The organism is Jilunia laotingensis, assembly GCF_014385165.1.
Classification (GTDB): Bacteria; Bacteroidota; Bacteroidia; order Bacteroidales; family Bacteroidaceae; genus Bacteroides; species Bacteroides laotingensis.
On record NZ_JACRTF010000001.1, the window covers coordinates 1666501 to 1679040 of the forward strand.

Consider the following 12540-nt stretch of genomic DNA (forward strand, 5'->3'; position numbering starts at 1 on the left):
TGGCAGATAAGGCGGATACAAATCTATTTGTTGGATAAGTAATTGTAAAAAGTTCTTCCTTCTTTGGTTACTCCTTTATTATATTACAATTTCTGATGCTCATGCAATAATATTGAAAATGTAAAATTCTAAACGATTGATAATCAATATGTATTGACTGCTGTTTTTCCTCACCGATGAACACCCTCTTCATCGGTGAGGAATGGCTCCTTCATCGGTGAGGAACGACCTCTTCATCGGTGACTAACGAGGGATTCATTCCTGACCAAGAAATGATAGCATTTCCGCCTGCCGATAGTGTAAAATATAATTCCTTAATCCCACATTGAAGGACGATGGGAGAATCCTCATTCTGTCGTTACATTGACGAATGTTTTCGGGGATTTAGCATCATCGCTCTATACATGATTTTAAGGTGAGCTTTTAGTTAGGGATATACGGAAAGTGGCTGGGTGCAAACGAGAACTGGATTTTTCTTATTCTTTCTTTTGATGATTGGAATATTTGTTATAACTTGCAGACTTATTTATAGATAAGTTCCACTAATCGGGATTTGGTATTAAAAACAATCAACTATGAGAAATACTCTCCTTTTGTTATCATTGATAATGTTTTTTTCCTGTTCTCATCCCGAAAATAGTTTATTGCCGGTATTGTCACGAGCCGATTTGTTATTGCAGATAGGATATGCCGACAGCGCCCTGATTCTTTTAGACTCCTTTCCTGTTGATGATTTGACTACTGTTTCCCTTCAGGCACGCCATGCTTTGTTACTGACTCAGGCAATGGATAAGAATTATATCACTCTTACCGGTGACTCATTGATACGGATAGCAGTTAAGTATTATGATTCCACCAATGATTTGTCTTCCCGGGCAAAAGCCCATTATTATTGGGGTCGCGTCCATCAAGATATGGGCGATGTCGAAGGAACCGTACGCGAGTTCCTGACAGCCATGCCATTGGCAAAAAAAGCAAAAGAACATACTTTAATGTGTTTATTGCAGGGGAATTTGGGCTATCTTTGTTGGGAACACGGATTATTGGATGAAGCTGATTCTTTATATAAAGAAGAAATTCAATTGACTGAATTGCATAGAGATTCATTGCATTGGGCTATGGCTTTAGCTATGCGTGGAGATATCTGCATGGAAAGAGGTGAAGAATATTATGCCGAAGCAGAAAGCTGTTTGAAACAAGCTCTCATGATTGTAAAAGCTTCTTTTGGGATGCATTTGCATGAAGAAAGCGAAATAGTGCGATCATTAGGATACCTTTATGAACGCATGTCCGATTTCTCAAAAACTACTTACTTTATTAACTATTATATGACTCTTCAACCTTATCCGGAATCTATGTATGAATGTTATTTGTTATTAGGAAGTACATATTATAAACAAGAGAAGCGTGACTCTGCAAAAGTATATCTAGATAAATGTTTATCATCTTCCAGTTATAGTATAAAAGAAGGAGCCTATATGCGTTTAGCCGACATAGCCCGTGCAGAAGGAAAGGAAACGGATGCTGTCTATTATGAAAAATGCAGCTTGGTTTATGAAGATTCGGTGAGGCAACTTGAAAAACCGGTTGAAATAGTAACTCTGTCCAAGGATATTCTATACCGTCAAGCAGCTCGAAAGTATGCTTCGTCTTCTCTTTTATATCAATATTGTATAGGAGGATTAGTAATCTTGTTGCTTTTAGCAATTGTTTTATTTACATATAAACGCAAATATAAGAAGCACGAAGAGGTACGTTTGCTAAAAGAGCATAAGTCAACTCTTCTTCTGCTTGAGAAATTTCAACAAGAGATCGATACTAAAGAAAAAGAAATGCTTTCATTGAAACGGGAGTGTGATGAATACGATAATGGCAGGCTTAGACAAACTCAACTTATCAGTGCTTATGAAGAATTATTGATGCAAAAAAATGAGATTTGTATACAGTTGGAAAATCAACGTGTCAAGGACACGCTCATTATAAATCAACTGCAAAAGAAGAATTTCATCAGTTTGATAGAGAACACTCCCATCTATCATAGATTACTCGAACTGATAAAAGTAAATAAAGAGAATCCCGATCTGAAGGAGAAATTAAATGAGAAAGAATGGGAAGAACTGGAAACAGAGATTGGAAAGCTGTTTCCCGAATTTATACGGAATTTGAGTGCTAAATATACACTGTTATTAATGGATGATATTCATTTCTGTTGTTTGGTGAGGTTTGGTTTCAAAAAAGCGGAGATTCAATACATTCTTTCTCGCACCCTTGATGCGGTTTATAAATACGAAAAGGCTCTAAAAGGGCGGATGCAGATTAGTAAAGATGTGAAGTTAGATGAGCTTCTAAAAAGGATGGAATAGTTCATGAAAGCGAGAAATTCCAAATAAATGTAATTACCTTCTATTGTAAATCAGATGATTAGCTCTTTTTAACAGAAAGCTCTAATACTATTATAATGCAAAATGCGCTCTTTTGTGACAGCCAACAAATTAAAGAATTTTTAATTAATTAATATTTAGATGCTATGAAACAGTTATTGTTAATTATTATTGTTCTTGTAAGTTTATTATCAGGTCAATCGGTTTATGCACAAAGTGAATGGAACGGTTCTTTTGTGGTGAATAAAAAAGAAATTCCGTTGAAGAATATTCATCCGGGAACTAGTACTGGTGGTAAGGGGAAAGTTCAACATAGTCCTGCACAATTCCCCATCACGGCTTTTATTTATGGTGAAACACTCACCGTAGATTTCCTTTCTTTTTTGGAAGAAGCAATTACTATTACGATTACTAATGCTGACAAAGGTGAGATTATCTATTCGGAAAGCTATACTTCGTTAGGTTGTATAGTGATCCAACTAGGTTTGGTAGAAGATGGTACGTGCTATCAACTAGAGATCAAATTTGGCTCTTGGGTGCTGGACGGAGAGTTCATGATGTAAAACATAGTATATTCATTTATAGATGATGTGTGAAATTAATTCTTTTAAAAATCTTAAGTCATGAGTATGATTTTCAAATTAGGAAAAAACAACTTTAGTTTGTTTACTGTGCCTATTTCTTATATTCAATTCTGATAGACACAGTTTATTCTTAAAAATGTATGGGAAAGAAATTGGAATGTTAAAGATGGAAAGGATTATCCTTGTCTTTTCTACGTGTGTGAATTGTTGCAAGGCTAATTTTCTAAAAAAATGAGTTTGTTAATCTTGTAGTTTGTAACGAAATTCTTATTAATATGGAAAAGAAGAAGCTTTCTTTGAAAAAAGAAACTATTACTCAGTTGGATGATATGTCTCAAATTAGAGGAGGTGGTACTTGGGATGTACTCAAAGATACTGTTACTATTGTTGCAAGTACCGTTTTAGGAGCGGTAACATGTGCTGTTGGTACAGTAGTTATGGCCACAGCTGAACATTGCCCTACAGCACAAACAGATTGTAATACATGTGTATGTGAAACTAGGTGGTGTATGTCATAAGGAAAGTGAAAATAAGTATGCAAGATAATACTTTCTTGCATACTTATTTCAATCAGGATGGTATTAGATAAAATAGCCATAACTGTCGTTTCTTTTTCTGTAACTTTCTTACGAAAAGAAGAGATTAATGAAAGAACTAATAGAACAAAAAATAACTGAGATTGCTAATGTTTTATTAGCAGTTAATTTAAAAAAAGAGTTTTCTAATGATTTATCACTTTTATCAGGAGAATTAGGAGCGCTAATCTTTTTAAAATATTATTCTATTATTTATGATCAAGTAAATATAATCAAAACATTAGAAAAGCGATTCGACATTTATTTCGATAATTTAGTTAGTCATGTTTTACAAATATCTTATTGCAATGGGATTTCGGGTATTTTATATGGCTTGAATTTATTAGATAAAAGTATGTCTTTGAATATAGATTATAATGATGTTGAAAAGCATTATAAAAAATATTTATTTAGAATGATGAAATGGGGATTTAATAACTGTAACTATGATTATTTTCATGGGTCTTTAGGCATTTTATTGGGTCAAATGGATGATGTGAAATTTGTAAAAGCAGCTATAAGAAGTTTAGAACAGGCGGCAGTTATCGATGGTGAAAAAATTAAATGGTATTCTTTTATTGATTTTAAAGAAAAGCGGGGCATTAATATTTCCTTGTCTCATGGAATGTCAAGTTTAGTAATTATATTGTGTCGAATTTATGAAAAAAACATTGAATCTAAATCTGTTCAAACATTAATTACGGGAGCGGTTAATTATATTCTTTCTCAGAGAATAGATTATAATATTTATGGTTGTTTTTTTCCAATACAATCGTTGGAAAGCGATACATTTCTTCAGAAAAGTAGATTAGCTTGGTGCTATGGTGATTTGGGAATAGCTTTAGCATTGTGGGAAGCTGGAAAGGTTCTGCAAAATAGTTTCTGGAAATCTGTTTCATTAAATATAATGCTTGAATCTTGTACGAGGAGATCAATTGATGATACTTTGATAAAAGATGCAGGAATTTGTCATGGTAGTTCTGGATTAGCAATGATTTTTTATTATATGTATAATGAAACTCGAAACTTTATTTTCATGGAAACATGTAATTATTGGATATCAGTTACATTAAAAATGGCTAGTTTTAAAGATGGATTGGCTGGGTATAAAACATGGAATGGTAATTATAAAAATGATTGTTCATTACTTACAGGTATTTCTGGAATAGGGTTGATGTTGTTGACTGTGGTTTCAAACAATCCAATATGTTTTGAATGGAATCATTTCTTTCTACTTCTAAATAAACACTGATATGGATAAACATAATTACACTGCATTTGATAAATTCATATTACGAACTCCTTTGATCCCCTATTCTGATATAGGGAAAGAAGAGCAATTGATTGATTCTGCCTTATTTAGTGAAGCTATTTTCTTAGCATCGAATGATTTATTAGATTCTAAAAAAAAATATTACGATAAAAAGAAAGATAAAAAACTCTCTGAATCCTATTTAAAATACTTTATTAGAGCTTGCACTAGATGTACTCCATTTGGTTTATTTGCGGGATGTTCTGTTGGTAGTATTAGTGAAAATAGTCAAATTGAATTGGTAGATTCTCATTTCTATACAAGACAAACACGATTGGATATGCAATTTCTATGTGAGCTTATAAAAAAAATAGAGAATATTCATGATGTTCAAATTCAATTACTATACTACCCTAATGATTCATTATATAGAATTGCGGATAAATATAGATATATAGAATATATAGATGTGAATTTTCTAAAACGATATCAAATTTCATCTGTTCAATTTGAGGATTACATTTCATTGATTATCGAGAAAGCACGTTATGGCGCTAATATATATAGCTTGTCAAAAACCTTGGTGGATAGTGATATTACTTATGAAGAGGCTGAAAATTTTGTTTATGAACTAATAAATTCACAATTATTGAAAAGTGAATTAGAACCTTGTACAATTGGTAATGATATTTTTGAGTCATTATTAGAAAAACTATCAAAATTAGAGAATGTTCTGATACTGGATGATTTAAATGTAATAAAGAGTCTCCTCGAAAAAATAAATAGAACGGATATTGGAGATTCCATTCAATATTATCATGATATTATAAAAATTATTAACCGACTTGAAATCAACTATAATTCTAAATATCTATTTCAAACCGACTTATTTAAACCAACGAAAGTTGCAACTATTTCTTCTGAAATCGTTAATGATATTAATAATGTTATTCAATTTCTTGGTAGAATATCTATTCAAAAGAAAAATGTGGATATGGAAACATTTAAACAAAAATTCATGGAAAGATATGATGGGCAAGAAGTTCCATTGCAAGATATTATGGATAGTGAATTGGGAATTGGATATCCTGTGAGGTCTGGGCATAGTGTTAGCCCTTTAGTTGATGATTTAATTCTGCCTTCTTTAACTGAAAATTTTAGAAATGATATTTTTAGTTCTATTGATCAAATTCTTATTAGGAAATATACGGAATGTTTGGCTAGTGGAAAAGATGTAATTTTTTTAGATAATAAAGATTTTGAAAGGCTTAATTCTGAGATAGAAATTCCAGATACCATTAGTGTGTTGTGTAATATTTTCAACGATAAAGCTAGGTCGGTTTATATTAAATCTATTAGTAACTATAGTAGTGCAGCATGTTTATTAGGACGATTTTGCTATATTAATTCCTCAATAAAAAAAATGGCAAAAGATATTTGTGATAAAGAAGCTGAATTGCGTACAAATCTGATTTTAGTAGAAATATCTCATTTACCAGAATCTAGAATAGGTAATATCATGTCCCGACCTGATTTAAGAAATTACACATTACATTATTTATCTAACTGTAATGATATGAATGATAATAATATATCAGTATCGGATTTACTTTTGTCTATAAAAAATGGTAAACTGATATTGAGATCAAAAAAATATAATAAAGAAATTATTCCTAAATTAACATGTGCATATAATTACTCTTTAAGTACATTACCAGTTTTTCGTTTTTTATGTGATTTTCAGAATGGAGATAATCCTATATTTGATATGAATCTTCATTGGAATAATATATTTCATAATGTGGATTATTTGCCAAGAATACAATATAAGAATGTTGTTTTAATTAGAAAAAGATGGATAATTCGAGAATCTGATATTGCTGATTGTAGGCAAATAGAAGATGGTAAACTTTTAGAGAAAATAAAAGTAATTCTTCAAAATAAAAAAATATCTCAAAAGGTCATAATACCAGATTATGATAATGAATTATATGTTGATTTTTATATAATTAGTCATGTTAAGTTATTTCTTTCTATTCTTATTAAGCGTAAAACTGTATTACTTGAAGAATTTTTGTTTGACGAGGATCACTCTATTGTGAAATCAGGGAAGTCTGTATTTACTAATGAATTTATTTTCATGTTTCATAAATAAACAACAGGTATGGTTAAAAGATTATTTATTCCAGGTAGCCAATGGATTTATTTTAAAATATATACAGGTGAACAAACTGCGGATAATATTTTGATTGAAAACGTAATGCCTTTCATTCATACACTTTATAATGAGGGTGTGATTATGGGCTCTTTCTTTGTTAGATATTCAGATCCTTTGTTTCATTTAAGATTAAGATTGTATGTTGATAAATTAGAGTCTTATGCAACTATTTTCAGTAACCTACTAGTCTTTTTAGAACCCTGTTTGAATAATGGTTCTATTTTTAGAATAATGTGTGATACTTATAATCGTGAGCTTGAGCGTTATGGCAATGAATTAATAAAGTATGTAGAGGAAATATTTTGTATTGACAGCTGGTCTATATTGTCTCTGTTGTCAATATTGCAGAAATATGATGAAGATTTAAGAGAGTATGAACGTTGGAATTTATCTTTGTTACTTATTGATGATCTTTTAAATGTTTTTGATTTTGATGGCAAATCAAAAAAACAATATTTATGTATGCTGTCGGAACAGTTGAAACTTGAACATGGATTTATTAATCATAAATTTACCAAGCAATTAAATGATAAATATAGGACTAATAAGTCAAATGTCTGGAGAACTATGGATAGGGAAAATAGTGTTGTATATATTAAGTATTCGGACATTCTGAACAGAAGGAAAAATGATTTGGAAGAAATAACAAAGAAATTAAATAAGGAAGAATTACAATGGATTTCTGATTATTCACTATCTAGTTTAATCCATATGACAATGAATCGCTTCTTTAAATCGAAGAATCGACTTCATGAAATGGTAATTTATTTCTTTCTATACAAGTATTACGATTCTTATTTGGCTAGATTTGAGATATAGTTGATTGGTTTTACTTGACGAAAAGTCGTATTATTAATTTAAAAAATATAAGTTATGGCAATTTACAAAATTATGCTAATTAGTTTGTTAATGGCATCGTATTCCTTGTTGCTAAGTCGATGGAATGTTCAGTATATTAATAAATTTCATTACAAAGATAAATTTATTGTTTGGAAAAGAATATTGCGTGTCAATATAGTTAAAAATGCCCTTGACTTTATTTTTCGAATGATATTAGAATATTTTTGGTTTGATTTATTGTTCACTATCGCTGAGTATGTGACGAATAATTTCATTTATAGGTTGTCGTTTGCGATTACATTTAGGATACTAATTATAACCATTATTCACTTAGTCATTCGTTATAAAAGTGTTCGTGATTGAGGAAGGTAATAACGATTAGATTAAAGATAATCTATGAAATATTTTTTTTTAGTAGCCAACATGGTGTGATGAATTGTGAACCAACTTGTTTGCAAATGATTATTGTCTACTATAGGAAGAAATATTCTCTTATTTAGGTTACGTGATTTGTGTGGGGCTTTTCCGGATGATGCTTATTTGAACTATATTAACAAGGGGCAGTGGACGTTTAAAATTATACGATGGCAAAACAGAGAGGGGCATTTGAAAGATCGCTTTGATATTATTCGTTTGGAGGATGGGAGAGGCTGAATGCTTTCTATAATTGTCCATTCCCGATTAACGTGGAGGAACATTCGGCTGTGTATTTGAAAAATGGTGATAAAAAAGTACATAAGTTATATTAATAATGAAAGTTCTAGTGATGGAGATAAAGAATAATTTCCCCTTTTACCAACAACTTGATGCCATGGACTGTGGCCCAACCTGCCTGCGAATGATCGCTAAGTACTACGGCAAAAGCTATTCTTTGCAGACACTCCGTGCGCGTTCCTTCCTTTCCCGTGATGGGGTATCATTGTTGGGAATTAGTGATGCTGCCGAATCCATCGGTTTTCGTACTGTCGGAGCAAAATCCACTTTGCAGGATTTGGTTGAAAACGTTCCGTTACCCTGTATCCTACATTGGAACCAGAATCATTTTGTGGTATGTTACCGTATAAGGAAAACTAGAAAAGGGATACGTTTTTACATAGCCGATCCGGGAAGCCAATTGGTGGTATATGAAGAGAAGGCATTTGCAAAGTGTTGGTTGTCTATCAAAGGAGAAGTAGTGTGTCGGGGAGTGTTATTGGCTTTAGAGCCGGGGGTAGAATTTTATGATCGGGAAGATGAACCGGAGGAAAAAGGAAAGAAAAGCCTGTGGTTTTTTGCTCGTTATCTATCTCCATATAAATCGCAATTGGTACAACTGGCATTGGGCATGTTGACAGTAAGCGTTCTACAACTTATCTTTCCGTTTCTAACGCAGTCATTGGTTGATGTCGGCATACGGGATGGTAATATAAGTTTTATTACTTTGATTCTTGTTGCCCAACTTGTGATTTTCGTTTCACAACTTTCGGTGGAGTTTATTCGCAGCTGGATACTGCTTCATATGAATACCCGCATTAATATCTCATTGATATCCGATTTCCTTGCCAAATTGATGAAACTTCCCATACGTTTTTTTGATACAAAAATGTTGGGGGACATCATGCAGCGTATTGGCGATCACAACCGCATCGAGTCTTTCCTTACAGGATCGTCCATAACTACCTTATTTTCCTTTCTCAATTTCTTTGTTTTCGCTTTTGTGCTGGCGTACTATGATTTGTTAATTCTGGGTATCTTTTTGTTGGGGAACACATTGTATGTTTGTTGGATATTATTGTTTATGAAGTATCGGCGTGAACTCGATATCCGGCGATTTGCACAAGCAGCGGGCGAGCAAAGTAATCTGATCCAGATAGTAACAGGAATGCAGGAGATCAAATTGAACAATTGTGAGAAACAGAAACGGTGGCAATGGGAGCGTATTCAGGTGAGGTTGTTTAAGATTAGTGTAAAAGGACTTGCATTGGGACAGGTACAACAGACGGGATCTGTCTTTTTTAACCAGACTACCAACATTGTGATATCCTTTATAGCTGCGAAAGCCGTAGTTGACGGACAAATGACTCTGGGTATGATGATGTCTCTGACTTATATTATAGGACAATTGAGCGCTCCCGTCAGTTCGTTCATCGGATTTGCTCAGCAGTTGCAAGATACAAAAATCAGCCTTGAACGTTTGAACGAGGTGCATGGGAAGACAGACGAAGAGCAAGAGATTGTTTCCAAATTAACTCGTTTGCCCGAGCATAAAGATATATGGATAGAGAATTTATCATTTAGTTACGATGGGGCGGATCGGAATTATGTGTTGAAAGATATCAATCTGGTGATACCTGAAAAGAAAGTGACAGCGATCGTGGGAGCAAGCGGTAGTGGGAAAACTACCCTTGTGAAGTTAATGCTCGGTTTTTACCTTCCCAATATGGGGGAAGTGAAGGTTGGTGAATCCCCCTTGGATACTATTAACCCACATTTATGGCGTGCCAAAACAGGTTCGGTGATGCAAGATGGTTTTATCTTCTCAGAATCTATCGCTCAAAATATTGCTGTTGGTGACGAAGAGATAGACCAAAAGCGGTTACGCCATGCTGTGACAGTAGCAAATATAGGAAAGTTTGTCAATTCTTTGCCATTAGGCTTTGATACGAAGATAGGGATGGAAGGGAACGGCATCAGCCAGGGACAGCGGCAACGTATCCTGATTGCGAGGGCTGTATATAAGAATCCTGAATATTTATTTTTTGATGAGGCTACGAATGCATTGGATGCCAACAATGAGAAAGAAATCATGGAGCATCTTCGGGATTTCTACGAAGGGAAGACGGTAGTGGTAGTGGCTCATCGTTTGAGTACGGTACGAGATGCAGATAAAATAGTGGTGCTTGATCAGGGGTATATTGTAGAAGAAGGGACTCATCAAGAGTTAACTCTGAAAAAAGGCTTGTATTATCAATTGGTAAAAAATCAATTAGAATTGGGGAATTGATGGATAAAAAGGATGCGGAATATAGGAATGTAGAACTTCGCAGTGAGGACGTTCAACAAGTAATGAACAAAATATCTCCCTGGATTCTTCGCTGGGGGATAACTGTTCTTTTCTGTGTGATTGCAGCATTGCTTTTTGGTAGTTACTTGTTTAAATATCCGGATACGATACAAGCTGAAATCACCCTGAGTATGGAGAATCCTCCCGCTTATGTGCAGGCACGTACAGCCGGAAGGGTGGCCGAGCTATTTATAAAAAATGAGGAGATTGTAAAACAAGGTACTCCTTTGGGAATAATAGAAAATGCCGCATTCACAAAAGATGTATTATTACTGAAAGAGAAAATGAAAGAATGGGCAGAAGCTGGTTACTCGTTAGAAACAGGAAAAGTTTTGTTTACTGATATACGTTTGCGATTAGGGGAGTGCCAAGCGGCATATGCTTCATTCATTTCTGCATTGAGTGATTACATTCGTTTTGCGGAACAAAATTATTATCAACGTAAAATATTCAGTGGTGAAGAGCGGTTACGGAAGCAGCAAACCTATTATCATTTAGCCAGCAAGCAATATCAATTGCAGGAAAAAGAACAAGTGTTGGCACATAAGTTGTATCAACGTGATTCATTGCTTTACGATTGCAATGCGATAGTTCCTGCTGAGTTTGACCAATCGGGAAAGGATTATTTGCAAAGTCTGCAATCCCGGGAGGCTTCAAAAATGTCATTGACGCAGATTGCAATGCAAATAGGGCAGGATAAAGAAAATTTACTGGATGTACACAGGCAAGCTACAGAAGAAGAACAGAAGCATAGGATAGAACTCAAAAATGCTACCGAACAACTTTCTGTTGGACTGACTTCTTGGGAACAGCATTATCTGTTGGTTGCTCCGGTAGCTGGCAAAGTCACATTAATGAGCGTGTGGAGCAGCAACCAGTATGTGGAGTCGAATATGACAGTATTTGTGGTGGCTCCTTTTGGAAATTCCCGTCCGATGGGTAAGGCGTTGCTTCCCTTACAAGGATCGGGTAAGGTGAAATCTGGCCAGCGGGTTCTGATACGATTGAACAATTATCCTGATCAGGAATTCGGTTATATAAGCGGAAATGTACAATCAGTTTCACCTTTGCCCGGAGCTGACGGCAAATATGTGGTGGAAGTATATTTGCCAGATGGAATGCGTACAAATTACGGAAAGGAGTTGCCCATTGTTCGAGAAATGAAAGGGAGTGCCGATATCATTACGGAGGATTTGAGACTAATAGAACGTGTGTTCATGCCGTTGAAAAAGATTTTGAAATATGAATGACGAATCTCATTTATTTCTTGAATAAATCAGTCTTTCTACCGATTCCTCGCCATCCAGTGTAACAAAAGCAACTGTAAACATCCATTTAACTAGGCGTACTTGCGGAGTAGAAACCCAATGCTTTCTCATTGTTTGGTTGTGTATGGTCTGCCGTCCATGTTGGAAGGAAATATTTCTTGGTTGTTTAACTAGATACGGCTGCCTTTGTAATCCCATTTCCCGGCAATCTCCCTGTTATATCAATATTGTATAGGAGAATTAGTGATCTTGTTGCTTTTGGAAATTGTTTTATTTGCATATAAACGCAAATATGAGAAGCACTAGTTAGGCTTTGTAATCTTAGGCCTGTTTAAATCTCTATTCTAAAGCATGGTCGATAAAATCTTGAGTAAAATTT

Annotated in this window: 8 protein-coding genes and 1 pseudogene; 8 read left to right on the forward strand and 1 reads right to left on the reverse strand. The window is 34.1% G+C overall.

Annotated elements, in window-relative coordinates; translation table 11 throughout:
- Positions 1-575 precede the first annotated feature (575 nt).
- From H8744_RS06345 to H8744_RS06380, 8 genes are all read left to right on the forward strand, one after another.
- Positions 576-2363 carry a tetratricopeptide repeat protein gene (locus tag H8744_RS06345; RefSeq protein ID WP_262434036.1) on the forward strand — a complete coding sequence of 596 codons (1788 nt, stop codon included), beginning with the start codon at positions 576-578 and terminating at the stop codon, positions 2361-2363.
- 164 nt (positions 2364-2527) lie between these two features.
- Positions 2528-2944, forward strand: coding sequence for a DUF3244 domain-containing protein (locus H8744_RS06350; protein WP_262434037.1), 417 nt, complete (start codon positions 2528-2530; stop codon positions 2942-2944).
- A 296-nt stretch (positions 2945-3240) separates the two neighbouring features.
- On the forward strand, positions 3241-3483 hold the full coding sequence (locus tag H8744_RS06355; RefSeq protein WP_262434038.1) for a class I lanthipeptide: 243 nt from the start codon (positions 3241-3243) through the stop codon (positions 3481-3483).
- Between the two features lie 127 nt (positions 3484-3610).
- Positions 3611-4792, forward strand: coding sequence for a lanthionine synthetase LanC family protein (locus tag H8744_RS06360; protein ID WP_262434039.1), 1182 nt, complete (start codon positions 3611-3613; stop codon positions 4790-4792).
- A gap of 1 nt (position 4793) precedes the next feature.
- Positions 4794-6947 (forward strand): lantibiotic dehydratase family protein, encoded by a 2154-nt coding sequence (locus H8744_RS06365; protein WP_262434040.1) that lies wholly within the window; start codon positions 4794-4796, stop codon positions 6945-6947.
- A 9-nt stretch (positions 6948-6956) separates the two neighbouring features.
- Complete coding sequence (locus H8744_RS06370) at positions 6957-7829, forward strand: thiopeptide-type bacteriocin biosynthesis protein (RefSeq protein WP_262434041.1); 873 nt, start codon at positions 6957-6959, stop codon at positions 7827-7829.
- Between the two features lie 787 nt (positions 7830-8616).
- Positions 8617-10833: a peptidase domain-containing ABC transporter gene (locus tag H8744_RS06375; protein ID WP_262434042.1), complete on the forward strand. Its 2217-nt coding sequence runs from the start codon at positions 8617-8619 to the stop codon at positions 10831-10833.
- Positions 10833-12143 carry an HlyD family secretion protein gene (locus H8744_RS06380; RefSeq protein WP_262434043.1) on the forward strand — a complete coding sequence of 437 codons (1311 nt, stop codon included), beginning with the start codon at positions 10833-10835 and terminating at the stop codon, positions 12141-12143. Before H8744_RS06375 ends, H8744_RS06380 begins: the two co-directional genes overlap by 1 nt.
- A gap of 6 nt (positions 12144-12149) precedes the next feature.
- Here the strand turns inward: H8744_RS06380 and H8744_RS18845 are convergent.
- Positions 12150-12370: pseudogene (locus H8744_RS18845) on the reverse strand (family 20 glycosylhydrolase); the annotation flags it as partial.
- Positions 12371-12540 lie beyond the last annotated feature (170 nt).

What these genes read in the sequence shown, in the direction of transcription:
- H8744_RS06345 (WP_262434036.1), top strand. Translation starts at nt 576, where the DNA reads ATGAGAAATACTCTCCTTTTGTTATCATTGATAATGTTTTTTTCCTGT.
- H8744_RS06350 (WP_262434037.1), top strand. Translation starts at nt 2,528, where the DNA reads ATGAAACAGTTATTGTTAATTATTATTGTTCTTGTAAGTTTATTATCA.
- H8744_RS06355 (WP_262434038.1), top strand. Translation starts at nt 3,241, where the DNA reads ATGGAAAAGAAGAAGCTTTCTTTGAAAAAAGAAACTATTACTCAGTTG.
- H8744_RS06360 (WP_262434039.1), top strand. Translation starts at nt 3,611, where the DNA reads ATGAAAGAACTAATAGAACAAAAAATAACTGAGATTGCTAATGTTTTA.
- H8744_RS06365 (WP_262434040.1), top strand. Translation starts at nt 4,794, where the DNA reads ATGGATAAACATAATTACACTGCATTTGATAAATTCATATTACGAACT.
- H8744_RS06370 (WP_262434041.1), top strand. Translation starts at nt 6,957, where the DNA reads ATGGTTAAAAGATTATTTATTCCAGGTAGCCAATGGATTTATTTTAAA.
- H8744_RS06375 (WP_262434042.1), top strand. Translation starts at nt 8,617, where the DNA reads ATGGAGATAAAGAATAATTTCCCCTTTTACCAACAACTTGATGCCATG.
- H8744_RS06380 (WP_262434043.1), top strand. Translation starts at nt 10,833, where the DNA reads ATGGATAAAAAGGATGCGGAATATAGGAATGTAGAACTTCGCAGTGAG.